The 26468-nt window shown below is 69.4% G+C and carries 26 protein-coding genes; 14 read left to right on the forward strand and 12 right to left on the reverse strand.

Going from position 1 to position 26468, the window contains the following annotated elements; translation table 11 throughout:
- Positions 1-74: 74 nt before the first annotated feature.
- On the reverse strand, positions 75-197 hold the full coding sequence (locus ACFXK0_RS14565; RefSeq protein ID WP_379410632.1) for a hypothetical protein: 123 nt from the start codon (positions 195-197) through the stop codon (positions 75-77).
- A gap of 306 nt (positions 198-503) precedes the next feature.
- Between ACFXK0_RS14565 and ACFXK0_RS14570 the strand changes: the two genes are divergently transcribed.
- Positions 504-956 (forward strand): SRPBCC family protein, encoded by a 453-nt coding sequence (locus ACFXK0_RS14570; protein WP_379410709.1) that lies wholly within the window; start codon positions 504-506, stop codon positions 954-956.
- Between the two features lie 54 nt (positions 957-1010).
- Here the strand turns inward: ACFXK0_RS14570 and ACFXK0_RS14575 are convergent, their stop codons facing one another.
- Entirely contained in the window at positions 1011-1460 is a 450-nt protein-coding gene (locus ACFXK0_RS14575) for a MarR family winged helix-turn-helix transcriptional regulator (protein WP_379410633.1), read from the reverse strand.
- A 114-nt stretch (positions 1461-1574) separates the two neighbouring features.
- On the opposite strand from ACFXK0_RS14575, the gene ACFXK0_RS14580 reads away from it, so the two are divergent.
- Entirely contained in the window at positions 1575-2543 is a 969-nt protein-coding gene (locus ACFXK0_RS14580) for an SMP-30/gluconolactonase/LRE family protein (protein WP_379410634.1), read from the forward strand.
- 150 nt (positions 2544-2693) lie between these two features.
- Positions 2694-3491, forward strand: a complete 798-nt coding sequence (locus ACFXK0_RS14585; protein WP_379410636.1) for a DUF6585 family protein — start codon at positions 2694-2696, stop codon at positions 3489-3491.
- A gap of 15 nt (positions 3492-3506) precedes the next feature.
- Here the strand turns inward: ACFXK0_RS14585 and ACFXK0_RS14590 are convergent, their stop codons facing one another.
- From ACFXK0_RS14590 to ACFXK0_RS14605, 4 genes are all read right to left on the reverse strand, one after another.
- Complete coding sequence (locus ACFXK0_RS14590) at positions 3507-3848, reverse strand: type II toxin-antitoxin system PemK/MazF family toxin (RefSeq protein WP_379410637.1); 342 nt, start codon at positions 3846-3848, stop codon at positions 3507-3509.
- The gene (locus ACFXK0_RS14595; RefSeq protein ID WP_379410639.1) at positions 3842-4180 is read right to left on the reverse strand and encodes a hypothetical protein; all 339 of its coding nucleotides are present in this window, start codon (positions 4178-4180) and stop codon (positions 3842-3844) included. Before ACFXK0_RS14595 ends, ACFXK0_RS14590 begins: the two co-directional genes overlap by 7 nt.
- Positions 4181-4287: 107 nt before the next feature.
- On the reverse strand, positions 4288-5913 hold the full coding sequence (gene groL, locus ACFXK0_RS14600; protein WP_379410640.1) for a chaperonin GroEL: 1626 nt from the start codon (positions 5911-5913) through the stop codon (positions 4288-4290).
- A gap of 243 nt (positions 5914-6156) precedes the next feature.
- Positions 6157-6888, reverse strand: a complete 732-nt coding sequence (locus ACFXK0_RS14605) for a Clp protease N-terminal domain-containing protein (protein ID WP_379410642.1) — start codon at positions 6886-6888, stop codon at positions 6157-6159.
- A gap of 71 nt (positions 6889-6959) precedes the next feature.
- Between ACFXK0_RS14605 and ACFXK0_RS14610 the strand changes: the two genes are divergently transcribed.
- The gene (locus tag ACFXK0_RS14610; protein ID WP_379410643.1) at positions 6960-8048 is read left to right on the forward strand and encodes a hypothetical protein; all 1089 of its coding nucleotides are present in this window, start codon (positions 6960-6962) and stop codon (positions 8046-8048) included.
- 208 nt (positions 8049-8256) lie between these two features.
- Here the strand turns inward: ACFXK0_RS14610 and ACFXK0_RS14615 are convergent, their stop codons facing one another.
- From ACFXK0_RS14615 to ACFXK0_RS14635, 5 genes are all read right to left on the reverse strand, one after another.
- On the reverse strand, positions 8257-9339 hold the full coding sequence (locus ACFXK0_RS14615; protein ID WP_379410645.1) for an NAD(P)/FAD-dependent oxidoreductase: 1083 nt from the start codon (positions 9337-9339) through the stop codon (positions 8257-8259).
- Between the two features lie 84 nt (positions 9340-9423).
- Positions 9424-10299, reverse strand: a complete 876-nt coding sequence (locus ACFXK0_RS14620) for an RNA polymerase sigma-70 factor (RefSeq protein WP_379410646.1) — start codon at positions 10297-10299, stop codon at positions 9424-9426.
- Between the two features lie 14 nt (positions 10300-10313).
- Complete coding sequence (locus ACFXK0_RS14625; RefSeq protein WP_379410648.1) at positions 10314-11189, reverse strand: CDP-alcohol phosphatidyltransferase family protein; 876 nt, start codon at positions 11187-11189, stop codon at positions 10314-10316.
- Positions 11186-11899 carry a phosphatidylserine decarboxylase gene (locus ACFXK0_RS14630; protein ID WP_379410649.1) on the reverse strand — a complete coding sequence of 238 codons (714 nt, stop codon included), beginning with the start codon at positions 11897-11899 and terminating at the stop codon, positions 11186-11188. The genes ACFXK0_RS14625 and ACFXK0_RS14630 overlap by 4 nt, the downstream gene beginning before the upstream one ends.
- A 70-nt stretch (positions 11900-11969) precedes the next feature.
- Positions 11970-12242, reverse strand: coding sequence for a GlsB/YeaQ/YmgE family stress response membrane protein (locus ACFXK0_RS14635; RefSeq protein WP_379410650.1), 273 nt, complete (start codon positions 12240-12242; stop codon positions 11970-11972).
- A gap of 238 nt (positions 12243-12480) precedes the next feature.
- On the opposite strand from ACFXK0_RS14635, the gene ACFXK0_RS14640 reads away from it, so the two are divergent.
- The 5 genes from ACFXK0_RS14640 (at position 12481) to ACFXK0_RS14660 (ending at position 17566) form a co-directional block, all read left to right on the forward strand.
- The gene (locus ACFXK0_RS14640; protein WP_379410652.1) at positions 12481-13509 is read left to right on the forward strand and encodes a beta-ketoacyl-ACP synthase III; all 1029 of its coding nucleotides are present in this window, start codon (positions 12481-12483) and stop codon (positions 13507-13509) included.
- 187 nt (positions 13510-13696) lie between these two features.
- The gene (locus ACFXK0_RS14645; RefSeq protein ID WP_379410653.1) at positions 13697-13888 is read left to right on the forward strand and encodes a hypothetical protein; all 192 of its coding nucleotides are present in this window, start codon (positions 13697-13699) and stop codon (positions 13886-13888) included.
- Between the two features lie 30 nt (positions 13889-13918).
- On the forward strand, positions 13919-15586 hold the full coding sequence (locus tag ACFXK0_RS14650; RefSeq protein WP_379410655.1) for an FAD-dependent oxidoreductase: 1668 nt from the start codon (positions 13919-13921) through the stop codon (positions 15584-15586).
- Positions 15587-15594: 8 nt separating this feature from the next.
- Positions 15595-17031 carry an ATP-binding protein gene (locus tag ACFXK0_RS14655; protein ID WP_379410656.1) on the forward strand — a complete coding sequence of 479 codons (1437 nt, stop codon included), beginning with the start codon at positions 15595-15597 and terminating at the stop codon, positions 17029-17031.
- A 187-nt stretch (positions 17032-17218) separates the two neighbouring features.
- Positions 17219-17566: a UBP-type zinc finger domain-containing protein gene (locus ACFXK0_RS14660; protein WP_379410658.1), complete on the forward strand. Its 348-nt coding sequence runs from the start codon at positions 17219-17221 to the stop codon at positions 17564-17566.
- Between the two features lie 3 nt (positions 17567-17569).
- Here ACFXK0_RS14660 and ACFXK0_RS14665 read toward each other — a convergent pair whose 3' ends face one another.
- Positions 17570-17944, reverse strand: a complete 375-nt coding sequence (locus ACFXK0_RS14665; protein WP_379410659.1) for a hypothetical protein — start codon at positions 17942-17944, stop codon at positions 17570-17572.
- 95 nt (positions 17945-18039) lie between these two features.
- Between ACFXK0_RS14665 and ACFXK0_RS14670 the strand changes: the two genes are divergently transcribed.
- From ACFXK0_RS14670 to ACFXK0_RS14690, 5 genes are all read left to right on the forward strand, one after another.
- Positions 18040-20259, forward strand: a complete 2220-nt coding sequence (locus ACFXK0_RS14670; protein WP_379410661.1) for an AAA family ATPase — start codon at positions 18040-18042, stop codon at positions 20257-20259.
- A gap of 54 nt (positions 20260-20313) precedes the next feature.
- On the forward strand, positions 20314-21588 hold the full coding sequence (locus tag ACFXK0_RS14675; protein WP_379410662.1) for a hypothetical protein: 1275 nt from the start codon (positions 20314-20316) through the stop codon (positions 21586-21588).
- Positions 21589-21704: 116 nt separating this feature from the next.
- The gene (locus tag ACFXK0_RS14680; RefSeq protein WP_379410663.1) at positions 21705-24491 is read left to right on the forward strand and encodes a Na+/H+ antiporter subunit A; all 2787 of its coding nucleotides are present in this window, start codon (positions 21705-21707) and stop codon (positions 24489-24491) included.
- Positions 24488-24868 (forward strand): Na(+)/H(+) antiporter subunit C, encoded by a 381-nt coding sequence (locus ACFXK0_RS14685; protein ID WP_379410664.1) that lies wholly within the window; start codon positions 24488-24490, stop codon positions 24866-24868. The genes ACFXK0_RS14680 and ACFXK0_RS14685 overlap by 4 nt, the downstream gene beginning before the upstream one ends.
- Entirely contained in the window at positions 24865-26460 is a 1596-nt protein-coding gene (locus ACFXK0_RS14690) for a Na+/H+ antiporter subunit D (RefSeq protein WP_379410666.1), read from the forward strand. The genes ACFXK0_RS14685 and ACFXK0_RS14690 overlap by 4 nt, the downstream gene beginning before the upstream one ends.
- Positions 26461-26468 lie beyond the last annotated feature (8 nt).

Genomic DNA, 26468 nt, shown 5'->3' on the forward strand with positions numbered 1-26468 from the left:
CCTCGTCATGGATCGGGCCCTTCGGCTGCCCTCCCGGCTTACCGCGCGTTAGCCGGAAGTTGGCTGCAGTCTGTTCAGTTGCCGGAGGCCTGGGCCGAGCCGGTGCTCATCGAGCTGCTGAGGAGGCCGAGCAGCAGGCTCAGGATGCTGCCGTCGCCACTGCTGCCGCTGCTGTTGTCGGTGATGTTGTAAAGCATGTGCCACTCCAAGTTGATGCTTTGTGACTTCTTCGTCACTGGCCATTTGCCACCTCGGACGATACCGAGTCAAATCTGAAGCGGGGGTGTTTTAGAGGAATTTTCTAGAATTTTTTGTCGGCGTTCACAAGCCCCCGATATCAGGGTGGCGCGCCGGCTCCGCAGCACGGCGCCGCAATGTGAAACGTGAGTGTACCCAGTACGCGCGCGCACGGTGCGCGAAAATCCACCCGGGGGCGGAGGAACGGCCCGATATCGGTGCCTATGCTGAGCGTTACCGAACGTCACATGATCCCGGAGGCAGTGTTGCCGAACAATCTCGAAGCCAGCATCGATATCGCCGCATCGCCGGAGAAGGTGTGGTCGGTGCTCGCCGACCTGCGGCGGATGCCCGAGTTCAGCCCGACCACCTGGAAGGTGATCGCGCTCGGCGGCGTCCGCGTCGGCACGTTCACCATCAATGTCAACAAGGACGGCTGGCGGGTCTGGCCGACCTCCTCGCGCATCGTCGCCTTCGAGCCGAACAAGACCGTCGCCTTCCGGATGAACGAGAACCGCACCGTCTGGCGCTATGAACTGACCGCGACCGCGAACGGCACCCACCTGGTCGAGACCCGCACCGTCGACCCCAAGGGCATCCCCGCGCCGGTGCGCGCCGTAGTCAGCGCGGCCTTGGGCACCGAGGAGCAGTTCGAGGCCGCGCTGGTCTCGGGCATGCAGGAGACGCTCGCCCGGGTGAAGACCGCCGCCGAGCGCTGACCCACCGCTTTTCTCGAGAGCCCGCCGGATATTCCGGCGGGCTCTCGGCGTTTCTCAGGCCAGATCGGCGCGGATCTCGTCGAGCGCCTCGGCCGTGCGGGTGAGAAGGGCTGTGAGCGAGGCGAATTCCGCCGCGGTGAAGCGCTCGGCCAGCGCGCGTTCGACCGCGACGGCGCGCAGGTCGGCCGCGTCGGTGAGTTCCCGGCCCGCCTCGGTGAGCCGGGTCTCCAGGATGTTCTTGTGCCATTCGTGCGGCGTGCGCTCGACCAGGCCGCGGTCCTGCAGGTTGGTCAGGACGGTGTTCATGGTCGGCGGCGTCACCCCGACCAGGCGGGCCAGCGCGGCTGCCGAGATGCCGGGGTGCTCGGCGAGGTGCAGCAGCGCGCTGTACTGAGGGACGGTCAGGCCTGCCGGTTTGAGCGCGGCGGTCTTCGTCGCCATCAGGGCCTGTTCGGCGCGCTTGATGTACGAACCGAGCCGGTCGGCGGCAGGCAAGGACGTCATGACTGCATGGTATCCCCTCGTCATCTAGTAATGCCCTTGACGATCATAAAGGTTCTAATCTATGTTTCTGCACATCACTTGATGTCTGACATTACTTCATTGAGAGGCTTTATCATGATCAGGACCAGTGCCGTGTTCGCCCTGGCCGCCGTCTGCCTCACCGCGACGGCCTGTGGCACCGACGAACCGACCGCCGCCACGCTGCGCACGGCCTACGAATTGCCCGGCAGCGCGGTATATCCCGAGGGCATCGGGCTCGACGCCCGCACCGGTGACACCTACGTCGGCTCGTTCCGCGACGGGGCCGTCTACCGGGCAAGCGCCGGGGCAACCCGCGCCGAGGTGTTCCTGCCCGCCGGGGCGAACGGGCGCAAAACCGCCAACGGCGTGAAGGTCGACGCGGACGGGCGGCTGTGGGTGATCGACTCGGGGGTGGGCGTCGCGGTCTACGACACCGGCTCGCGGGCACTGCTCGGCCGGTTCGCGGTCCCCGGCGACGGACCACGCTTCGTCAACGACCTCGACTTCGGCGCCGACGGATCGGCCTATCTCACCGACAGTGTGCGCAATGTGGTCTACCGGGTATCGCCCGAGCAGCGGCGGTCCGGCAGTGGGGAACTCGCGGTCGCCTTCGATCTGAGCCCGGTACTCGGCGGGCGCGCGGCGGACGCGCTCGCGCTCAACGGGATCGTCGCCGATCGGGCCGCAGGCTATCTGCTCGTGGTGGCGATGTCGGCGGGCGAGCTGTACCGCATCGACCTGGCCGGTGGCCCCGACCCGATCCGCGCGGTGACGCTGACCGGCGGCGACATGCGCCACGGCGACGGCATGGAACTGCGCGGCGACACGCTCTGGGTGGTACACAACGCCGCGAACACGATCAGCCGCTGGACCCTCACCGACCAGGGCGCCACGGCGACGCGGGAGCGCGAATTCCACGATCCCGCACTGAACATCCCCACCACGATGGTGCACGTCGGCGATCGCGCGCTGATCGTGTCCTCGCAATTCGACAAAGGCGGGCCGATGGGTGACGAGGGGACGCCGGGGACCTTCGTGGTGACCGCGGTCGACGGAATCTGAGCAGCCTTTGTCAGACCCCCTCTACGGCCGCGTTCGCCCCGCGTAGCAGCGTATTCCGGGCCGGGGCCGGGGCCCGGACGTGCAACGGTGGCGGTAATCGGTCGCGTCGAATACGCTTCGCCGCGGATGAAACGCCTCTTGGAGGGACAAGTGATCACTCCGAACAGGCCGGAGGACGTAGCCGAAGTCCGGCACACCGTGCCGCTGACCCAATTGATACACCTGATGGCGGAGTATCAGCAGCTGGGCGCGCACCGCGACACCTTCCGCGCCGCCCCGGCCGACGACACCTTCGTGCGCGGCTGCGGCATCGTCGCGGGCACCATCGCCACCATCGGCGTCATCTGTCTCGGCGTCGGCGCCTGGCAGGGCGGCATCGCGCTGCTGGTGATGGCCGCGCTGCCGGTGCTGCTCGCGATGCGCCGCGGGCTGATCAACCGGCGCGACCGCGCGGCCCGCATCGACCTGTTCGACCACGGCGTCACCGTCTACCGGTCCGGCCAGCGGGTCGCCGGGTTCCGTTGGGACAGCACCGAAGTCCGGCAGCAGACGATTCCTTTCCACGACACGGCCGCGGTCACCTACCGGCTGACCCTGTCCGGCCCCGGCGCCGAAGCCACCGTCGACGAACAGGATTTCGCCCGTGCCCGCGACTGGGCGCGCGCCATCCAATCCGCGATCACCGCGACCCAGCTCCCCACCGCCGTCACCGCCATCGACAACGGCGACACCGTCGCCTTCGGCGAACTCGGCCTCTCCCTGGACGCCCTCACCCACCGCGGCGACACCTTCCCCTGGGAGCAGATCCAGCTCATCGACGCCCACAGCGGCCACCTCCGGATCAAACACACCGGCACCTGGCGCGCCCTGGCCCCCGTCAGCACCATCCCCAACTTCTACATCTTCAACGAACTCGCCGAACGCCTCCGCCTCACCCCGGTCGGCTGACGTTCGGGCGTGAATTCAGGGCTGCAGGCCGAGGATCAGCCGCACCGAACTTTCCACCCGGCGGAGCTCGACCGGCGCCAGCACCCCGAGCTTGCGCCGTAGCCGCGGCTTCGCCACGGTGTGCAGATCTGCGCAATTCACGTATGACTCTTTGTATTTCGTCAGTCCGGAATCCGGTCCGACCGGCACATGAGTCACCTCGGGACCAGCGGTGCCGGTGATCAGGACCACCGTGACGGCGGCCAACGGCTCGGCGATGCGATTGACAGTCAGGACGACCACCGGGTGTGGACCCACCGGCTGCGGCAGCGCGCAAGTCCAGACTTCGCCCCGAAGCGCCGTTCCGGGGCTTACCACTGCATCTCGTCCACCGCGGCGAGCTCGGAATCACTCGGTTCGACGACGCCTTCGGGCAGCGGGGCCTGCCGGTCCGCGTAGAACGCGCGAATCTCTTCGGCCGCGCCCACCTCCGCCGCCTCCCGCGCCAGCAGCCGCAAACCTTCTCGCAACGCATCCGAGGTCGAATCGAGCCGCAGTGTCCGCATGACCTCCTGCAGGGCCAGCACCTCGTCGCCACGAAGCCTGACCTGTGCCAGACGGCTGGGGCCCAGCGAGGTCGCCGCAGTTCGGCTCGCCGCGTTCTTCTTCCTGGCCGCCCGCTTGCCGGCATCCTGTCTTACAGATGTCATACACCCAGTGTGGCCCGGTGTCCCTTCGCAGTCAAACGCAAAGGCCGGCCCACCCTTGGAGGGTGGACCGGCCTTCGTGACTTGCGGTGACTAACCGATCCGGCGGATCAGAAGTCCATGCCGCCCATGCCACCGGTCGGGTCGGCCGCGGGGGCCGCCTTCTCCGGCTTGTCGGCGACGACAGCCTCGGTGGTCAGGAACAGGGCCGCGATGGAGGCCGCGTTCTGCAGGGCCGAACGGGTGACCTTGACCGGGTCGGCGACGCCGGCGGCCAGCAGGTTCTCGTACACGCCGGAATCGGCGTTGAGGCCCTCACCCTCGGGCAGGTTGGACACGCGCTCGGCGACGACGCCGGGCTCCAGACCCGCGTTGAAGGCGATCTGCTTCAGCGGGGCCGACAGCGCGACGCGCACGATGTTGACACCGGTCGCCTCGTCGGCGGTCAGGCCATCGAAGCCCTCCAGCGCAGGCGCGGCTTGCAGCAGAGCCACGCCACCACCGGCGACGATGCCCTCTTCGACGGCGGCCTTGGCGTTGCGCACGGCATCTTCGATGCGGTGCTTGCGCTCCTTGAGCTCGACCTCGGTGGCGGCACCGGCCTTGATCACCGCGACACCGCCGGCCAGCTTGGCCAGGCGCTCCTGCAGCTTCTCCCGGTCGTAGTCCGAGTCCGAGTTCTCGATCTCGGTGCGGATCTGCGCCACGCGGCCCTTGATGGCCTCCGCGTCGCCCGCGCCCTCGACGATGGTGGTCTCGTCCTTGGTGATGACGACCTTGCGCGCGGTGCCGAGCAGCTCGATACCGGCGGTCTCCAGCGACAGCCCGACCTCTTCGCTGATGACCTCGCCACCGGTGAGGATGGCGATGTCGGCCAGCTGGGCCTTGCGACGGTCACCGAAGCCGGGCGCCTTGACGGCGACGGACTTGAAGGTGCCACGGATCTTGTTCACGACCAGGGTCGACAGGGCCTCGCCCTCGACGTCCTCGGCGATGATCAGCAGCGGCTTGCCGGCCTGGATGACCTTCTCCAGCAGCGGCAGCAGGTCCTTGACGGTCGAGATCTTCGACGACACCAGCAGGATGTACGGATCCTCGAGGACCGCTTCCTGACGCTCGGGGTCGGTCACGAAGTAACCGGAGATGTAGCCCTTGTCGAAGCGCATACCCTCGGTCAGCTCCAGCTGGAGCCCGAAGGTGTTGCTCTCCTCGACGGTGATGACACCTTCCTTGCCGACCTTGTCCATCGCCTCGGCGATGAGCTGGCCGATGGCCGAGTCACCGGCGGAGATACCAGCGGTAGCAGCGATCTGCTCCTTGGTGTCGATCTCCTTGGCGGTGTCGAGCAGCTTGGCGGTGACGGCCTCGACGGCCTTCTCGATGCCGCGCTTGAGACCCAGCGGGTTGGCGCCGGCCGCGACGTTGCGCAGACCTTCGCGCACCAGCGCCTGGGCGAGCACGGTAGCGGTGGTGGTGCCGTCGCCCGCGACGTCGTCAGTCTTCTTGGCGACTTCCTTGACCAGCTCGGCGCCGATCTTCTCGTACGGGTCCTCGAGGTCGATCTCCTTGGCGATGGACACACCATCGTTGGTGATCGTGGGGGCGCCCCACTTCTTCTCGAGCACGACGTTGCGACCCTTCGGGCCCAGCGTCACCTTGACAGCGTCGGCGAGGGCGTTCAGACCCCGCTCGAGACCGCGACGGGCCTCTTCGTCGTACGCAATTGTCTTGGCCATTGCGTTGAGATCCTCCACATGTCTATGGCTGACACACGAGACGACCACAGGTTGGATCGCCCCAAAGTACGCTGGCCAGGTGCGGTGCCCGCGACGGACGACCGAGGGTGTCGATGGATCCCGGCCTCACCGTCCCGACCTGGCACTCAACAGACGAGAGTGCCAAAGCATTTTTAGCACTCGGGTGACGAGAGTGCAAGGTCGCACCCGGCGCGGAGGAGCACACCGGGCGCGCCCCGTGGGTCAGGCCTCGTCCTGCGACGCTGCCAGGATCTGATTCAGCACGGCGACGAGGTCGGCCTCTACCACAGCCTTGTCCAGACCGAGGTCGCTGAGCACGCCGGCGCCGTTCTCCTGCTCGAGCAGCGCGAGCAGGATGTGCTCGGTGCCGATGTAGTCGTGGCCGAGGCGCAGCGCCTCGCGAAAGGTCAGTTCGAGGACTTTCTTGGTCTCGGCATCGAACGGGATGAGCGCGGGGACCTCGGCGGCCGCCGGCGGCAGCGCGGTATTGGCGGCCTGCGCGACCGACTCCAAGGTGATGCCCTTGGCGATGATCTCCCGGGCGGCCAGCCCCTCGGGCTGACCGATCAGGCCGAGGATGAGGTGACCGAGGGTGATCTGGCTGTTGCTCGCCGACCTGGCCGCCTCTTGGGAGCCGACCACCACCTGTCGCGCCCGGTCGGTGAACTTCGCGAACCCGGCCTGCGGGTCCATGGCGGCCGCGTCACCGGGCTGCTTGGGGACGAACCGCTTCTGCGCGGCCTGCTTGCTGACGCCCATGCTGGCGCCGATCTCGGTCCAGGAGGCGCCGGAGCGGCGGGCCTGGTCGACGAAGTGGCCGATCAGGTGATCGGCGGTCTCGCCGAGGTTGCCCGCGACGACCACGGCGTCGTTGAGCTGGTCGAGGACGTTGTCGGGACGGGCCTTCTTGATGCCGTCGATCAGATCGTCGAGGCGGAAGTTCGGTGCACTCATGCGTCAACTGTAGGTTGACGATGCGTTCTACGTCAACCATTGGTTGACGATTGGTCTGGCAGAGTGTGCGTATGGGGAGAATCCGATGGGCGCTGCGCATCGTGGGGGTCGGCATCACGCTGGTCTGCGTCGTGGCGGCGGGCCGGTTCCTGCTGCCGCAACCGGGGATCGCGGACCAGCCGGGATCGACGCAACGCCAGCTGGCCTTCGTCCGCGACGCGCTCGACGACGGCGCCGACACCGCCGCGCAGGGGATGTTCCCGGAGGGCTACGTCTTCCTGAATGCGCTCTACGGGCTGGCCTGGGTACAGGCCGCGCACACCGATCCCGACCTGCGTGAACCGGCACTGCGCGAATCCCGATGGGCACTGGCACGGGTGGAGTCCGACGAGGGACGGGCGGTGTTCAGCCCACGGCTGGCACCCGCGTACGGGGTGTTCTGGGCCGGGTGGAGCAACTGGCTACGCGGGGCGATCCTGACCCTCGACCGGAGCGATCCCGCTGAGGTGCGGGCCTTTTCGGACCGCAGCGCCGAGCTCGCGCAAGCCTTCACGGCATCGCCGACCCCGTTTCTCCAGGCCTATCCGGGGCAGGCATGGCCGGTCGATTCCACGGTGGCCATCGCCTCGCTGCGACTGCACGACACCCTCTTCGACGCGCGGTTCGCGACGGTGGTCGAGCAGTGGGTCGGTGCGGCACGCGCACACCTCGACCCGGCCACCGGACTACTGCCGCACCAGGTTTCCGCCGCCGACGGCTCGCCGCGCACCGGGGCCCGGGCCACCTCGCAGACGGTGATCCTGCGCTTCCTGCCCGAGATCGATCCGGCGTTCGCCCGGCAGCAGTACGCGACCTACCGCGACCAGTTCCTCGCCTACCCCGGCGGTTTCGGGCCCGCGCTGCGGAGTTCCCGCACGGCGTCGACGGGAGGGGCGATATCGATTCCGGCCCGTTGGTGGCGGGAATCAGCTTGTCCGCCACCGTGGTCGGACTCGGCGCGGCCCGGGTCAACGGCGACGCCGAACTCGCCGCGGCGATCGGGTCCGAGGGCGAACTACTGGGCCTGCCGATCAGCCTGCCCAGCACCAAGCGCTACGCCTTCGGCCTGGTACCGATCGGTGACGCCTTCGTGGTGTGGTCGGCGACCGCCCGGCTGCTGACCGGCGAGCCGACCACCGTCGACGCCGGAATCCGCTGGTGGTGGCGGCTGCCGTGGCTGAGCATCCTGGCTTTGATCGCGATCGCGCCCTGGGCGCTGCCCTCGAGCCGCCTGGTCCGTACCCGCCGGCGTAATCGTGCAATCCGTCCCTCCGCAGTCAGTATTCCGACTGAGCGATGACGAATTGCACGATTACGCCAGTCCATCCCTTATCGCAGACCCACCGTGAACGCAGTCCCGCGCACGATCAGCTCCTTCAGCGCCACGCCGATCCGGCCGGTGAACACCGTATTCGTCGGGGTGTCGTCGGCCTTGACGACCTGTAGCACCGCGTCGCGGCGGCCGAGGCTGATGCACTGGGCGAGGTAGCGGCCGTTCATCGGCTCCGGTTCGCGGCCACGCGCCCGTGCGGTGATCGCCCCCGCCGCGTACTGACCGGCGGGAATCGCGGTCGCGCAGGCCATCCGCAGCGGGCGCCCGTCGACCCCGGCCATCAGCGCGGCGTCGCCGACGGCGTAGATGTCGGGGTGCGATACCGAGCGCAGTGTCTCGTCGGTGCGGATCCGGCCGTCGGCGGCGACCGCCAGACCCGCGCGCCGCGCCAGGTCGGGGACGGTGAAGCCGGTGGTCCAGACGGTGGTCGCGGCAGGCACCAGGGTGCCGTCCGCGAGCCGGACCGCATCGGCCAGCACCTCGACCACTTTGACGCCGGAACGGATTTCGACGCCCAGCCGGGTGAGCGCGGCACCGATCGCCTGGTGCGCGCGGCGCGAGAGCCAGGCGCCGGGGTCTTCGGTGCCGAGCAGGCTGATCCGCGAATCCGGGTGCGACTCAGCGAGTTCGGTAGCCAGTTCGATGCCGGTCGGACCCGATCCGACGACAACGATCTGACCCGACAGCTCCGTCACGTCCTCGGCGGTGGCGACGAACTTCGCGTGCTCGGCCGCACCGGGCACGGCATCGCGGTCGGCGTGACTGCCCAGCGCGTAGACGAGGGTGTCGTAGTGCAGCGTCCACTCTCCGTCGACAGCGACGAGCTTGCGCTCCGGGTCCAGGTCGGTGACCTGCGCCTGAATGAATTCGATGCCCTTGCCTGCCAGCGACTTCCGCAGGTCGAGCCGCTTGACCGGCTGCCCGGCGGCGGCCTGGTGCAGACGCACCCGCTGCACGAATTCCGCGCGACCGTCCACGACGGTGATCTGCGTGTCGCGAGCCTTCTTCGCGAGGGTGCGGGCCGCGGTGAGTCCCGCGTACCCGGCGCCGAGGACGACGATCCGATGCTGTCCGGTCATGGTGTGGCTCCTTCTCCCGAAATGCCGACACCCACCAGACCGATCAGCCGCCGAGTTCCTGACAGGTCTCCACAGTGATCTGGCTCACACCGTGACGGCGGCCAGCTTGACCGGGTTCACCACCGTGCGCACCGCCGCGATCGTGCCCGCTTCGTCGAAGTCGAAGACGAGCACGCCGGCCGGGACGTCGTCCTGGATCAGGATCAGGGCCGTCTCGCCGTTGATCTCGGCGAATTCGAACCGCGACGTGGCGTTCAGGAAGCGCCGCAGGTTGGACAGGTAGCGCGCGACCACATCGCCGCCGACCACCGGACGCTTGGCCGCCACGACCCGGCCACCACCATCGGCGATCGACACCACATCGTCGGCGAGCAAGGTGCGCAGACCGGCCACGTCCCCGGTCGTGGCCGCGTGCAGGAACTTCTCGATCATCGTGCGCGCGTGCTCGGCCGAGACCACGAAACGCTGCTTACCGGTGCGCACCCGCTGCCCGGCCCGATGGAAGATCTGCTGGGAGTTGGCGACGGTGAGCTCGAGCATGTCCGCGATCTCGGCATGCGAGTAGCCGAAGGCCTCGCGCAGCACGAACACGGCGCGCTCGACCGGGCTCAGCCGTTCCATCGCGGTGAGCACGGCCAGCGAGAGCGACTCGCGTTCCTCGACGGTCGCCAGCGGACCGAGCGCGCCATCGCCGGTCGGCAGCGGCTCGGGCAGCCACTGCCCGACATAGGTTTCGCGCCGGGCCCGCGCCGAGACCAGCTGGGTGCGGCACAGATTCACGGTGACGGTGGTCAACCACGCTTCGGGGTTGACGATGTCCGCGCGGTCGGCGAGCGCCCATCGCAGGTAGGCCTCCTGCACCGCGTCCTCGGCCTCGGTCGCGGCACCGAACATGCGGTACGCGAGCGAGAACAGCCGCGGCCGATGCGCGAGAAACTCGTCGACGCCGTCGGATTCCACCTGTGCCCCAGACCCTAGTCGTCCTCGCGCGGACGACGCAGCCGCAGGCGGGCGGATCCGCGGATCGCCGGGCGGCGGATCTGCGGCATGCGTCGCTGGGCCCGCCGCTGCGCGCGGCGCTCGGACGGTTTGTGCTGCCAGGTCTCCGGCCGGGCCGCGACCCAGCGCGCCGAGCGCCAGGCGAACGGGATGTGCGCCAGGTACAGCGCGACCAGGATCAGCAGCAGCACGATCGGGTAGGTCACCAGCAGGGCGGCGGCCAGTGCCGTCAGCACCAGCAGTCCCGCGGCGGCCTGCGGGGCCACCGACACCGATTTCATCGCCAGTGTCGGGATGGTGCTCACGCACAGCAGCGCGGCGAAGATCGTCCAGGCGGCGACGAAGGCGAAGCCGTCCCACCAGCCGTCGCCGAACTGCACCTTGAGCGCGATCGGGACCAGCGCGATCAGCGCGCCCGCGGGCGCGGGCACCCCGACGAAGTACTCGCGCGCCCAGTTCGGGCGGGAGTCGTCGTCGAGCAGGGTGTTGAACCGGGCCAGCCGCAGCACCAGGCTCACCGCGAACAGCAGCGCGACGATCCAGCCCGCGCTGTACCCGTCGAGCAGGGTGACGTAGAGGACCAGCGCGGGCGCGACGCCGAAGGAGATCGCGTCCGAGAGCGAGTCCAGTTCGGCGCCCATCTTGCTGGTCGCGTCCAGCATTCTGGCCAGCCTGCCGTCGAGGGTGTCGAGCACGGCAGCGGCACCGACCATGGCCAGCGCCACGTCCAGCTCGCCGTCGAGCCCGAACTTCACCGCCGACAGGCCGGCGCACAGCGCCAGGATGGTGACGACGCTCGGCAGCAACCGCACCGAGCGCGGGCGCTTACGGCGGGCGGCCTGTTCGATCATCCCAGCACAGCCAGCGCGGTTTCGGCCCCGATCGTGCGCTGGCCGGGGGCGACCAGCAGTTCGGTGCCGACCGGGAAATAGGTGTCGACGCGGGAGCCGAAGCGGATCAGGCCGTAGGTGTCACCGATGGTGAGCACATCGCCCGCGCGCGCGTCGCAGACGATGCGCCGGGCCAGCAGTCCGGCGATCTGCACGACGACGACCTGCTGACCGGCGGCGGTGTCGATCACCATGCTGTTGCGCTCGTTGGCGTCGGAGGCCTCGGGCAGATCGGCCGAGAGGAACTGCCCCGGCTGGTGCAGCACCTCGCGCACGGTCCCGGACACGGGCACGCGCTGCACGTGCACATCGAGCACGGACAGGAAGATGCTCACCCGGGGCAGCGGCTGGTCACCCAGGCCGAGCTCGGCGGGCGGCACCGCGGTGTCGACGAGCGCGACCTCACCGTCGGCGGGGGCGACCACGACGCCGGCCCGGTTCGGCGGCACCCGGTGCGGATGCCGGAAGAACGCGGCGCAGGCGGCGGCGGCGGTCAGACCGGCCCGGCGCACCCATTTGTTCCGTCCGCCGACGACCGCCACCGCCAGCGGGGCCGCGACGAACGGCAGACCTGCGGGATGTAGCGGGGGTACAGCGGCCCGCACCAGGTCGACGACATGGGCGAGACCGGTGGTTTCGGGCGTGCCGGGCGGGGTGGGGCGGCGTGCCACGTGCTCCCTCTTTCGTGTGACGACAACAGCGCTCACACCTTACGGGAACGGTGCCGCTTCCACCCCGTGGTCAGTGCGCCGCTCGACGTCCGGTGAACAGCTTCACCAGGTACAGCAGGACGCAGGCGCCCGCCAGACAGGTGAAGAAACTGAATATCCAGCCCGCGCCTTCGACATCGACGCCGAAGAGGCTCAGGATGAAGCCGCCGAGCAGACCGCCGACGACACCGACGACGATATTGAGCAGGATGCCCTGCTGCGCGTCGGTCTTCATGAACTTGCTCGCAATCCATCCGGCGAGACCGCCGATGATGATCCAGCTGATGATGCCGAGTCCGAGCATGTTGTCCTCGATCCCTCGATGGGCCGGCGAGCAATCGCCTTATCTCCAAGGTAACCCGCGAGCAGTTGTGACAGAAGACACGACTTTCCAACAACAGCGCGCTAATATGAGGGCGCCTCATGTCTTCGCGTTCACATGCTGTCCATACGCGGGCCACGGGCGATGAGGGACCGATTTCGATGCTTCGGGTACACCCGGCGGTGCAACCGCAGGTTGACAGGTACATAGGAGACGCACCATGGCTGCTCGAATCGCCCAGACGACGGGGGCGGAGCACACCGCGATTCTCGGATTGGGCGTCTACCGCCCGGCCCGGGTGGTCACGAACGACGAGGTCGCAGGGCCGATCGACTCGAGCGACGAGTGGATCCGCACCAGATCGGGGATCAAGACCCGCCGCTTCGCCTCGGCGGAGGAAACCATTCAGAGCATGAGTGTCGCCGCGGCGCGCGACGCGATCGCCGCGGCAGGCGTGGCCGCCGATCAGGTCGACTGCGTCATCGTCGCGACCTCGACGCACCTGCTGCTCACCCCGGCCATCGGGCCGCGCATCGCGACCGAGCTGGGGATGACCGGCGCGGCCGCGTTCGACATCTCGGCGGGCTGCGCCGGGTTCTGTCATGCCCTCGGCATGGCCTCGGACCTGGTGCGCGCGGGCACCTCACAGCACGTGCTGGTGATCGGGGTCGAACGGCTCACCGACGCGGTCGATTTCACCGACCGCTCCACGGCGTTCCTGTTCGCCGACGGCGCGGGCGCGGTCCTCGTCGGCCCGGCCGCCGAACAGGGCATCGGCCCGACGGTGTGGGGTTCGGACGGCACCCAGCACCACGCCATCCGCCAGACCAAGGACTGGATGGAGTTCTTCACCGAGATCGACGAGCTGGGCACCGACGCGGTGCGCCCCTATCTGGCGATGGAGGGCACCGCGGTGTTCCGCTGGGCCGCGCACTCGCTGGAGAAGGTCTGCCGCGACGCCATCGACCGGGCCGGGCTGACCACCGAGAACCTGGACGCGATGATTCCGCACCAGGCCAACGGCCGGATCATCGAGATCATGGCCCGGGTGCTGAAGCTGCCCGAACACTGCGCGCTGGCCAATGACATCGAGGAGTCCGGCAACACCTCGGCAGCATCGATCCCGCTGGCCATGGAGGCGCTGCTGCGCAAGGGCGAGTCGAAGCCGGGCGACACCGCCCTGCTGATCGCCTTCGGCGCCGGACTGTCCTACGCCGCACAGGTTGTCACCCTGCCCGCCTGGCGCTAGCCGCTCGGGCGAACCCGCCGAACACCGGGGGTGACCTGCGCCGAAGCAGGTCGCCGACCGGTGTCGCGGCGTGTCCATCTTGTCCCGCTTGCACCAACTCGGACATACTGGCAAACTTTTCGCTACCGACGTCGCTGACCGATGCCGCTCAGCCCGCGTTCCCGTCGTCAACCCGAGGTGATCGGCCGTGAAACTGCGCTCACTCCTGCCCCGCAGGCACATCAACGACCTCCCCCTGCTGCCCACCATCGCCCCCGAGGACAGCTTCTCGCTACCGAGCGCGCTGGTCTCCCGTGGCACCCGCCGCAAACGCGAGGAACGCCTCGAACGCCTGCTCACCCCCACCGAGCTCGACCTGGTGCGGCACAACCAGCTCTGACTCCGCGGCGCTGAAGGGGATACTCGTAGGGTGAGCACTCCCGCGGTAACCAAACCGGCCATCCTGAGCGTTGACGACGATCCCGGAGTCTCCCGGGCGGTGGTGCGCGACCTGCGCCGCCGCTACGGGGCCGACTACCGGATCCTGCGGGCCGAATCGGGACCGCAGGCACTCGAGGCCTTGCGCGAGATGAAGTTGCGCGGGCAACCGGTCGCGGTGCTGATCGCCGACTACCGGATGCCCGGCATGGACGGCATCGAGTTCCTCGAACAGGCGATGGACCTGCACCCGTACGCGCGCCGGGTCCTGCTGACCGCCTACGCCGACACCGACGCCGCGATCAACGCGATCAATGTCGTCGACCTCGACCACTACCTGCTCAAGCCGTGGGATCCGCCGGAGGAGAAGCTCTACCCGGTGCTCGACGGGCTGCTGGACGCCTGGCGCAGCGCCGAGCAGCGGCCGGTGTACGAGACGAAGGTGGTCGGTGATCGGTGGTCGCCGCGGTCCTCGCAGGTGCGGGAGTTCCTGGCGCGCAACCAGTTGCCGTATCGCTGGTATCCCGCCGACGAACCCGAGGGCGGCAAACTGCTCGAGGCCGCGGGCGCCGATCCGCACGCCTGTCCGGTGGTGATCACCGCCGCGGGCCAGGCCCTGATCCAGCCGACCGACAGCGAGCTCGCCGAGAACGTCGGGCTGGCCGTGGAACCCAGCGGGGACTTCTACGACCTGATCGTCGTCGGTGGCGGCCCGGCCGGGCTCGGCGCGGCGGTCTACGGCGCGTCCGAGGGCCTGCGCACGGTGCTGGTGGAGCGCACCGCGACCGGCGGTCAGGCCGGGCAGAGCTCCCGGATCGAGAACTATCTCGGCTTCCCCGACGGGCTGTCCGGCGCGCAGCTGGCCGACCGGGCCCGCCGCCAGGCCAACAAGTTCGGCGCCGAGATCATCACCACCCGCGATGTGGTCGGCCTGGAGATCAACGGCTCGGCGCGGACGGTGCGTTTCGCCGACGGCGGGCGGCTGTGCGCGCACACCGTGCTGATCGCGACCGGCGTGGACTATCGGCGGCATCCGGCGCCGGGCGTCGACGAATTCACCGGGCGCGGTGTGTATTACGGGTCGGCGATGACCGAGGCCGCCGATTGCGCCGAGCAGGACGTCTACATCGTCGGTGGCGCGAACTCGGCGGGTCAAGCCGCGGTGTTCCTGTCCCGCAATGCCCGGCGCGTGCACATCGTGGTGCGCGCCGACTCGCTGGAGAAATCCATGTCGCACTACCTGATCCAGCAGATCGCGCAGATCCCGAACATCGTCGTGCACACCGAGACCGAGGTGGCCGGGGTCGACGGCGACGACCACCTCGAGCGGATCATCCTGCGCGACAACCGATCCGGCACCGAGGACAAGGTCGAGGCGCAGCGGCTGTTCCTGTTCATCGGCGCGGCACCGCAGACCGACTGGCTCGACGGCGTCGTCACCCGCGACGCGGCGGGCTATGTGCTGGCCGGACCCGATCTCACGGTCGAAGGCGCCCGCCCGGCCGGCTGGGAACTGCCACGCCCGCCACACCACCTCGAGACCAGCGTTCCCGGCGTGTTCGTCGCCGGTGACGTGCACGCCGAATCCGCCAAGCGGGTCGCCTCCGCCGTCGGCGAGGGCGCGATGGCGGTCATGCTCGTCCACCGGTATCTGGCTTAGGAGTGACCATGGGGTTGATCTGCGATCCGGAGGAACTGCGCACGCTGTTCCTGTTCGAGAAGCTCGACGACAGCCAGCTCGCCCAGCTGTGTGAGGTCGGCCGGATCGAATACATCGATCCGGGCCCGGTCTACCACGAGGGCGACCCGGCGACCTGCTTCTATGTGCTCATCGAGGGCGAGGTCCGGCTGACGAAGCTGTCCAACGGCATCGAGATCGAGGTCAACCGGACCGATCACCGCGGGGTGTACGCCGGGGCGTGGATGGCCTACCTCGGTGATCGGGTGAGCCAGGACTACGCCGGATCGATGTATGTCACGCGGCGTTCGCGGTTCCTGGTGCTCGCCGCCGACGATTTCGCGCGAATCGTCCAGGACTGGTTCCCGATGGCGGTGCATCTGCTCGAGGGCGCGTTCTTCGGCGGACAGAAGGCCACCCAGCGGATCGCCGAGCGGGAACGGCTGCTCGCGCTCGGCTCGCTGTCGGCCGGGCTCACCCACGAGCTCAACAACCCGGCCGCGGCGGCGGTGCGGGCCACCGCCGGACTGCGCGAACGCGTCGCCGGTATGCGGCACAAGCTCAAGATGATGGCCGAGGGCAAGTTCCCGGCCGATGCCCTGGTGCAGCTGGTCGAGTTGCAGGAACAGGCCGCCGAGCAGGTCGCCAAGGCCCCCGACCTGAGCCCGCTCGAAGCGGCCGACCGCGAGGACGTGCTGGCCGACTGGTTCGAGGCCAACGGCATCGCCGACGGCTGGAACCTGGCCCCCACCTTCGTCCAGGCCGGCCTGGACATCGACTGGCTCGAAGGCGTGCACGCGACGCTGGAATCCTGCCGGGCACAGGTGTTCGAGGGCGCGATCCGCTGGCTGAACTACACCATCGAGACCGAGCTGCTGATGAACGAGGTGGCCGACTCGACCACCCGCATCTCCACCCTCGTCGGCGCCGCCAAGCAGTACTCGCAGATGGATCGCGCGCCGTATCAGGTGGTCGACCTGCACGAACTGCTCGACTCGACGCTGGTGATGCTCAATCGCAAACTCGGCGACGGCGTTCAGCTGGTGAAGGACTACGACCGCGGCCTGCCGCCGATCCCCTGCTTCGCCGCCGAACTGAACCAGGTGTGGACCAACCTCATCGACAACGCGGTCTACGCCATGCAGGGCGATGGCACGCTCACCGTGCGCACCTACCGGGAGAACGACTGCGCCGTCGTCGAGATCGGCGACACCGGCCCCGGCATCGCCCCCGAGGTGCGCGGCCGCATCTTCGAACCGTTCTTCACCACCAAGCCGGTCGGCGACGGCACCGGCCTCGGCCTCGACATCTCGTTCCGGATCGTGGTCAACAAACACCACGGCGACATCCGGGTCGAATCCGAACCGGGCAACACGCGGTTCCTCGTCCGGCTCCCATTGAACCCCCAGGCAGAATCGGGTGAGTAATAGCCCATGACGCGGACCGCAAACGCCCTGTTCTCGGCCCGCCCGTCGTCTCTGGACTGACCGGAGGGTGCGACGAAGGAGTGCCCGTAGGGAGGGAAGAGACGGCGGTTAAGGGCCGAGAACCGCGGCCCCGGCCGCCAATAGACACAGAACCGCGGCACCAGCCGCCAACATTACGGAGGTCGGTATGTCTGAGGACGGGATCGATGTGAGTGCGGCGCCCAGTGGGCCCGGGTGTGCGGAGTGCAGCGCGGCCGGTGGGTGGTGGGTGCATCTGCGGCGCTGCGCGAAGTGCGGGCATGTGGGCTGTTGTGACAGCTCACCCAGCCGGCACGCGTCCAAGCACTTCGCCTCGACCGGGCATCCGTTCATCCAGAGCTACGAACCCGGCGAGGACTGGTTCTGGAATTTCACCACCAGCGAGGTGTACAGCGGTGGTCCCGAGCTCGCGGCCCCGACCAGTCACCCGATCGGTCAGTCCGTGCCGGGACCGGCCGACCGGGTGCCCGCGAACTGGCAGTCCCTGATCAACTGAGCCTCAGGGCTTCAGCCCGGCGGCCTCGGCGACGGTCTTGTCGGCGTTGCCCGGCGCGAGGCAGACCAGCTTGGCGGTGCCCAGGGCGACATTGGGGCTGCCTTCGAACGGCCCGCCGGGGTTGGCGGCCAGGATCGCTTCGATGGCCTGCTTCTCGCCGGTGGAGTCGAGGTCCTTGAACTCGGCGCAGGTCATGGTGGCCGCGCCGGCCGTGGTCGGGGCCGCCGAGGTGGTGGTGGTCGCCGGCGCGCTCGTGCTGGCCGACGGGGTGCCCTTGCGCAGCCCGTTGGCATCGGTGGAGTCGTCGCCGGAACCGCAGCCGGCCAACGTCAGGGTGAGCGCCCCGGCGGCGAGGACGACTAGGGAGATTCGGTTCATCTGCTGCTTTCCCCGGGTAGATCGTGCGCCGGCACCTCCGGCGTGTTCGGTGCACTGTACCGACATCGGCCTTGCCATGAGCCAATCGATTCCTGATGATCCGGCAGAATGGCACGGTGGCTGAACTTTCGCTGACCGCCCGGCTCAATCCCTCGGCGGCCGATGCCCGGCGCGGGGTGGTGCGGTTGCATCCCGAGACGCTGACCGCGCTCGGCCTGCGCGAATGGGACGGTATCGCCTTGATCGGCGCGCGGCGGACCGCGGCGGTGGTGGCCAAGGCGCCCGCGGGCAGTCCGCCGGGGGTGGCGTTGCTCGATGATGTGACGCTGTCGAATGTGGGATTGCGGGAGAACGCGGCGGTGACCATCGCCCCGGTGACCGTCTACGGCGCCAAGCAGATCTCGCTGAGCGGTTCGGCGCACGCGACCGCGAGCGTGCCGGCGGCGACCCTGCGCCAGGCGCTGCTGGGCAAGGTGGTGACCGTGGGTGACACGGTGTCGCTGCTGCCGCGTGATCTCGGGCCCGACATCAGTTCGGCGGCGGCCACCCAGGCCCTGTCGCGGGCCTTCGGTATCGCCTGGACGACCGAGCTGCTCACCGTCACCGGGATCGAGCCGATGCCGGGACCGGTGAGCGTGCAACCCAATTCGGCGGTCAACTGGGGCAGCGGCCCGGCTGCCGCACTGCACGCGGTGGCTCGCGAGGGCGACCCGGAACTGCCGGAGCCGCCCGGCCCGTCGGTGAGTTCGGGCAGTGCGCCGATCCCGCTGGAGGATCTGGCCGGGGTGCAGGGTCAGGCGGGCAAGCTGGCCGAATGGCTGAGCCTGGCCCTGGACGAACCCGAACTGCTCAAGACGCTCGGCGCGCCCGCGCATCTCGGGGTGCTGGTGACCGGGCCTGCCGGGGTCGGCAAGGCCACCCTGGCCAGGGCCGTCGCCGCGCCGCGTCGCCTGGTGGAACTCGACGGGCCTGGTGTGGGGGCGACCGAGAGCGGCAGCAGGTTGCGCGCGGTCGCCGAAGCCGTCGCCGATGTGGCCGCCGGGCAGGGCGGCATCCTGCTGATCACCGATATCGACGCGCTGCTGCCCGTCGAAGCCGAGCCGGTCGCCACGCTCATCCTCGACCAGTTGCGGGCCGCGATGCGCGCGCCCTGTGTCGCACTGCTGGTCACCACCGCCCATCCCGCACAGGTGGATTCGCGGCTGCGCGCCCCCGATCTCTGTGATCGTGAGCTGGCCCTGCCGCTGCCGACGGCGGCGGTGCGGCGGGCCCTGCTGGAACAGCTGCTGCGCAAGGTGCCCGCAGGCACGCTCGATCTCGACGCGATCGCCGCGCGCACACCGGGTTTCGTGGTCGCCGACCTGACCGCGCTGTGCCGGGAGGCGGCGGTGCGCGCGGCCGGGCGGGCCAGCCGGGAACAGGCCGATCCGGAACTGAACCAGGACGATCTGCTCGGCGCGCTGGAGGTGATCCGCCCGCTGTCGCGTTCGGGGACAGAGGAATTGGCGATCGGCTCACTCGATCTCGACGATGTCGGCGACATGGTGGAGACCAAACAGGCGCTCACCGAGGCGGTGCTCTGGCCGCTGCGCCACCCCGATTCCTTCGCCCGCCTCGGCATCGACCCGCCGCGCGGTGTGCTGCTCTACGGCCCGCCCGGGTGCGGCAAGACCTTCCTGGTGCGGGCCCTCGCCGGCACCGGCCAGCTCAGTGTGCACGCGGTGAAAGGCGCTGAGCTGATGGACAAATGGGTCGGTTCCTCGGAGCGGGCGGTGCGTGAACTGTTCCAGCGCGCCCGCGATTCGGCGCCGTCGCTGATCTTCCTCGACGAGGTCGACGCGCTGGCGCCGCGCCGCGGGCAGAGCAGCGATTCGGGGGTGTCGGACCGGGTGGTCGCGGCGCTGCTCACCGAACTCGACGGTGTCGAACCACTGCGCGATGTGGTCGTCCTCGGGGCCACCAACCGGCCCGAACTGATCGACCCGGCACTGCTGCGCCCCGGCCGCCTCGAACGCCTGGTGTTCGTGCCACCGCCGGACGCCGAGGCGCGCCTGGACATTCTGCGCACTGCGGGCCGCTCGGTGCCACTCGCCGATGACGTCGACCTGGCCACCCTGGCCACCGACCTGGACGGCTACTCCGCCGCCGACTGTTCGGCCCTGCTCCGCGAAGCGGCCCTGTCGGCCCTGCGCCGCGACATGACCGCGGCCGACGTCACCGCCGCCGACGTAGCCACCGCCCGCCGCACCGTCCGCCCCTCCCTCGACCCCACCCAGGTCGAATCCCTGCGCCGCTACGCCGAAAGCCGCGCCTGACGGTCGGGGACGATATCCCAGCTCAGCGCAGTGTCGTCGCCTATCGTCGTCAAGGTGCCCAAAGTTGGGGATGGGATCGACGTGGCTACGGCGTTCGCGGGCGCCGTCGCGGCGGGGACGGCGCTGTTCCTGCCGTTCACTTTCAGCGCCGCCACCGCGATCGACTCGCCCTACCGGGTCACCAGTCTGGTCAACAGTGTGCCGCGGGCCGCGGCGCTCGGGCTGATCGTCGCCGTGGTGGTGGCGGTGCTGGTGCGCCCGCTCAACCGTCCCGGCCTGGTCTGGCTGACCGCCGCCCTCGCCGCACTGGTACTGGCGATCAACTACTTCATCGGGCGCAACATCACCGACGCCGACATCCTCACCACCCAGAACTACATCGACGCGCTCAGCGGCGGTGCGCTCTTCGGCGCGCTGGGTGTCTGCGCGCTGCGCAGGCGCTGGCCCGCGGTCGGTTACGCGGTCGGCACGGTGACGGTCTTCGTGTACGGCGAAGTGATCTCGGTGTTCAGCTCCAACTCCCCCACCGCCGAGCAGGCGGCGCGCACCCCGGCCTGGCTGCTGGTGGTCGCGGTGGCGCTGCTGGTGGTGAACACCCTGCGGCACCGGCACGGCGTCATGCTGCCCGCGCTGCCGCGCATCGCCGCCGATCTGCCGATCACCCCGATCGTGGCCGCGACCGTGCTGGCACTGTCGGTGCTGCTGGCCTCGGAATGGCTCGCGGACGAATTCGACGGGCGCGGCGGCAATTCCTGGCCGATCGCCGCCGCCGCGGGTGCCACGGTGCTCGCCGCGTTCGTCGCCGCGTTGCTGTTGCCCGCGCGCGACGGCGCCTGGGTGATGCTCGCGGTCGCCGTGTCCGCCTCGGCCGATACGCTGGCCGACGCACGGCACATGGGCGTCACCATCGTCGCGGTGCTCGGCTTGGCCGCCGCCGGCGCGCTGATCGGTTTGCGCTGGTCCTCGCCGTGGCTGGTGCTGCTCGGAGCCGGGGTGCTGTGCGGGTACGCGGCCGTCGACGAGTATCTGCCGTTCACCGCGAGCTGGACGCTGGGCACCGCGCTGCTGGCGTTCATCGCCGGGTACGCCTTCGGTGCCATCCGGGTCAGTTATCTGCCCAGCGCGGTCCTCGGACTCGGCGCGCTGTATCTGCCGACGGTGCTGTGGGTGATCCCCACCGAGCTGCGCAACTGGCCGGTCGGCGGCACCCCGGTGTCCGAGAGCATCCCCGGTCGCGCCGCATTGGGCATCACCGTCGGTGTCGCGCTCGGCCTGGCGCTGCTGTTCCGGATCCGTCCCGCCGCGGCACCGGTCACCGCCGAGCAATAGCCGCGCTACCCGCGACATGGCCGACGCGACATCGTCGGTGCCGCGCCGACGGCCGTGATCGCCCGTAGGATCGACCACGCGCTATCAGACCGCTACCGATCAGACGGAGGGGGAGTTTGCTCGCTGTCCTACTCGCCCACGCGCTGGCCGCATTGCTGGCCCCGCTGTGCGTACGAGTCCTGGGACGCAACGCTTTCTATCTCCTCGCCCTGGTCCCGCTGGGCAGTCTCGGCTGGGTGATCACCCAGTGGGGCAGCACGATTCGCACCCAGCTGAGCTGGGCCCCGCAGATCTCGATGGACATCGATCTGCGTTTCGATTCCCTCGCCGCGGTGATGTGCACGCTCGTGCTCGGTATCGGCGCGCTGATCCTGGCTTACTGCGGACGCTATTTCGAGCGCGCCGAAGCCCGGCTCGGGGTGTTCGCCGCGGAGCTGGTCGGCTTCGCCGGTGCCATGTTCGGGCTGGTCGTCAGCGACAACATGCTGCTGATGTACGTGTTCTGGGAAATCACCACCGTGCTGTCGTTCCTGCTCGTCGGCCACTACGCCGAACGCGCGATCAGCAGGCGCGCGGCGATCCAGGCGCTGCTGGTGACCGGGGCGGGCGGGCTGGCGATGCTGGTCGGGATCGTCATCCTGGGGCTGCGTTACGGCAGTTTCCTGTTCTCGGATCTGCTGGCGGCGGCCGCCCCGCCGACCGGAACCGCGGTCTCGGTGGGCGTGGTGCTGGTGGTGATCGGGGCGCTGAGCAAATCGGCGATCGTGCCGCTGCACTTCTGGCTACCGGGCGCAATGGCCGCGCCGACCCCGGTGAGCGCGTACCTGCACGCCGCCGCGATGGTGAAAGCCGGCATCTACCTGGTCGCCCGGCTGGCGCCCGCGCTCGCGCAGACCCCGCCGTGGCACGCGCTGATCCTGCCGCTCGGTATCGCCTCGATCCTGCTGGCGGGCTGGCGGGCCATGCAGGTGCACGACCTGAAACTGGTACTGGCCTTCGGCACGGTGAGCCAGCTCGGCCTGCTGATGACGATGATGGCGATCGGCACCCCCGACGCGGCACTGGCGGGCAGCACCCTGCTGGTCGCGCACGCACTGTTCAAAGCGTGCCTGTTCATGGTGGTCGGCATCATCGATCACGGTGCGGGGACCAGGGATCTGCGCGAACTGTCCGGCCTCGGACGACGCGCGCCGGTGCTGTGCGCGATCGCGGTGACCGCCGCGCTGAGCATGGCCGGTCTGCCGCCGCTGCTCGGGTTCGTCGGCAAGGAGACCGCGCTGACCGCGGTGTGGTCGGCGGAGAATCTGAGCACCCCCGTGAGCCTCGCGATGCTGGCCGGGATCGCGCTGGGTTCGGCGTTCACCGTGGCCTACAGCATCCGATTCGTCCGGGGCGCTTTCGGATCGGGCGATCCGGACCGCGCGACGAGCTGGCACGCGCCGGGCCCGTTGCTGCTCGCCCCGCCCGCGCTGCTGGCCGTGGCCGGCCTCGCCGGTGGCCTGGACACCCAGTCCGTCGACCGCTGGCTGAGCCCGTACGCCTCGACGCTGCCCGGCGTCCTCGACACCCATCTCGCGCTGTGGCACGACCTCACCTGGCCGCTGATGCTGACGGTGCTGATCGTCGCCGCCGGTATCGCGCTGTACCTGATCCGCAGCAGGATCGGCGAACCCGCGCGGCCACGCCTGGGCAATGCCGACCGCAGCTACGACGCCGCGCTGCGCGCGATGGACCGGCTATCGATGCGGATCACCGGCACGGTGCAGTCGGGCTCGCTGCCGGCGAGCCAGGCCGCCATCCTCGGCACCCTGATCGTGCTGCCGACGGTGCTGCTCGCGCTCGGTACCCGTACGGGAGTCGAACTGCGGCTGTGGGATTCGCCGTTGCAGGCCGGGGTCGGGGCGATCATGGTGGCGATGGCGCTGGCGGCCACGGTGCTGCGCAACCGGCTGGCCAGCGTGCTCGTCGTCGGCGTCACCGGCTACGGCTGCGGTGTGATCTTCGCGCTGCACGGCGCACCCGATCTCGCACTCACCCAATTCCTGGTCGAGACCCTCACGCTGGTGGTGTTCGTCCTGGTGTTGCGCGCGTTCCCGGCCGAGATCGCCGACGATCACGCGACGGCGTTCAAGGTGCGCCGGGCACTGCTGGCGATCGGGGTCGGCGTCACCGTCGCGGTGCTCGCCGCCTTCGCCACCGCGGCCCGCACCAGCGAGCCGATCTGGCGGGCCATCCCGGACGCGGCCTACCGGGTCGGTGGCGGCAAGAACGCGGTCAATGTGCTGCTGGTCGACATCCGCGCCTGGGACACCCTCGGCGAGATCTCGGTGCTGGTCGTCGCCGCGACCGGCGTCGCCTCGCTGGTGTTCCGCAGCCGCCGGTTCGGCAGCGCGCCGCGCGCCGCCGACTCCCCGCACTACGACCCCGACGCGGTGACCTGGCTGCCCGCGGCCCGCCTGGTCGACCGGCGCGAGCGCTCGATGGTCCTGCAGATCACCACCCGGCTGATCTTCCCCACCATCATGATGCTGTCGGTCTACTTCTTCTTCTCCGGTCACAACGCCCCCGGCGGCGGCTTCGCCGGTGGCCTGATCGCCGGTCTCGCGCTGACCCTGCGCTATCTGGCCGGCGGCCGCTACGAACTCGGCGAGGCACTACCGGTCGACGCCGGGCATCTGCTCGGCGCCGGCCTGACCCTCGCCGCGGGCACCGCGACCGCCTCGCTGCTGCTGGGCGCGCCGCCGCTGTCCTCGGCGATCGTCGAGGTCACGCTGCCGCTGCTGGGCCACCTCAAGCTCGTCACCGCGACGTTCTTCGACCTCGGCGTCTACCTGGTCGTCGTCGGGCTGGTCCTCGACGTGCTGCGCAGCCTCGGCGCCCGCTTGGACAAGGAATTGTCATGACTGCCAACCTGATTCTGCTGATCGTCATCGGTGTGCTCACCGCGTGCGGGGTGTATCTGCTGCTCGAGCGGGTGGTGTCGAAGATGCTGCTCGGGATGATCCTGCTCGGCAACGCGGTGAACCTGCTGATCCTCACCATGGGCGGCCCCGACGGGAAACCGCCGGTCCTGGGCAGTTCCGACACCGACCCCACCGGCATGGCCGACCCGCTGGCCCAGGCGATGGTGCTCACCGCCATCGTGATCACCATGGGCCTGGCCGCTTTCGTGCTCGCGCTGGCCTACCGCTCCTACATGCTGACCACCACCGAGGACGTCAGCAACGACCCCGAGGACACCCAGATCACCGCCCGCGAACGCGAGGATCCCGAACAGTGACCCTGTCCCCCGAGCTGCTGGGAGCCATCGCCGCCCTGCCGGTGCTGGTGCCGCTGCTCGGCGCCGCGGCCACCCTGGTCTTCGGCCGCCGCCCCCGCTTGCAGTCGCTGATCTCGCATCTGGCGCTGTCGAGCGTGCTGGTGATCAGCGCGCTGCTGCTGTATCTGGCCGACCGCGACGGCACCACCGCGATACAGGTGGGTGGCTGGCCGACACCGATCGGGATCACCCTGGTGGTCGACCGGCTCAGCGCCGCGATGCTGCTGGTGTCGGCGTTCGTGCTGCTGGTGGTGTCGATCTACGGTGCAGGCCAGAACATCTCCGACGGCGACGAGCACCAGCCCACCTCGATCTACCGGCCCACCTACCTGATCCTGACCGCCGGGGTCGCGCAGGCGTTCCTGGCCGGTGACCTGTTCAACCTGTTCGTCGGCTTCGAAGTGCTACTGGTGGCCTCTTTCGTGCTGCTCACCGTGGGCGCGACCGAGGCGCGCATCCGCACCGGCATCGCGTACGTGATGGTGTCGATGGTGTCCTCGCTGATCTTCCTGATCGGCATCGCCGTCACCTACGCCGCCACCGGCACTCTGAATCTCGCGCAGCTCGCGGTGCGCCTGGACGCCACCCCCGACGGCGTGCGCAACGCCTGCTACGCGGTGCTGCTGGTGGCCTTCGGGATCAAGGCGGCGGTGTTCCCGCTGTCGAGCTGGCTGCCCGACTCCTATCCCACCGCGCCCGCGCCGGTGACCGCGGTGTTCGCCGGTCTGCTCACCAAGGTCGGCGTGTACGCGATCGTCCGCACGCACAGTCTGTGGTTCCCCGACGGCGCCTTCGACGACATCCTGCTGGTGAGCGGCCTGGTGACGATGCTGGTCGGCATCCTGGGCGCGATCGCGCAGTCCGATATCCGGCGGCTGCTCTCGTTCACCCTGGTCAGCCATATCGGCTACATGGTGTTCGGAATCGGGCTGGCCACCACCGCCGGGCTCACCGGCGCGGTGTTCTACGTGGCCCACCACATCCTGGTGCAGACCGCGCTGTTCCTGGTCGTCGGCCTGATCGAACGCCAGGCCGGGTCGGTGTCGTTGCGCCGCATCGGCGGGCTCGCCGCGGCCAGTCCGCTGCTGGCCATCCTGTTCCTGATCCCGGCACTGAATCTCGGTGGTATCCCACCGTTCTCGGGATTCATCGGCAAGGTGGCGTTGCTGGAGGCGGGCGCGGCCGACGGCAGCGTGCTGGCCTGGACGCTGGTCGGCGGCTCGGTGGTCACCAGCCTGCTGACGCTGTACGCGGTGGCCAGGGTGTGGAGCAAGGCGTTCTGGCGGCCCCGCGAGGAGGCGCCGGAGGGTCATCTCACGGCCGCGAATCTGCCTACGCTGGTGGAGGATTCGACCGATGTGCACTACGAGGACCGCACCGATCCCGGCCGTATGCCGGTCCTGATGACGGTCGCCACCATCAGCCTGATCGTGGCCGGGCTCGCGCTCACCGTGCTGGCCGGGCCGGTGCTCGGCATCGCCGAACGCGCGGCCGACGACCTGCACGATCCGGCCGTCTACATCGACTCGGTACTGGGACCGGAGCCGCGATGAGCACCTTG

Origin of the sequence: Nocardia sp. NPDC059177 (assembly GCF_042755165.1) — a bacterium.
Classification (GTDB): domain Bacteria; phylum Actinomycetota; class Actinomycetes; order Mycobacteriales; family Mycobacteriaceae; genus Nocardia.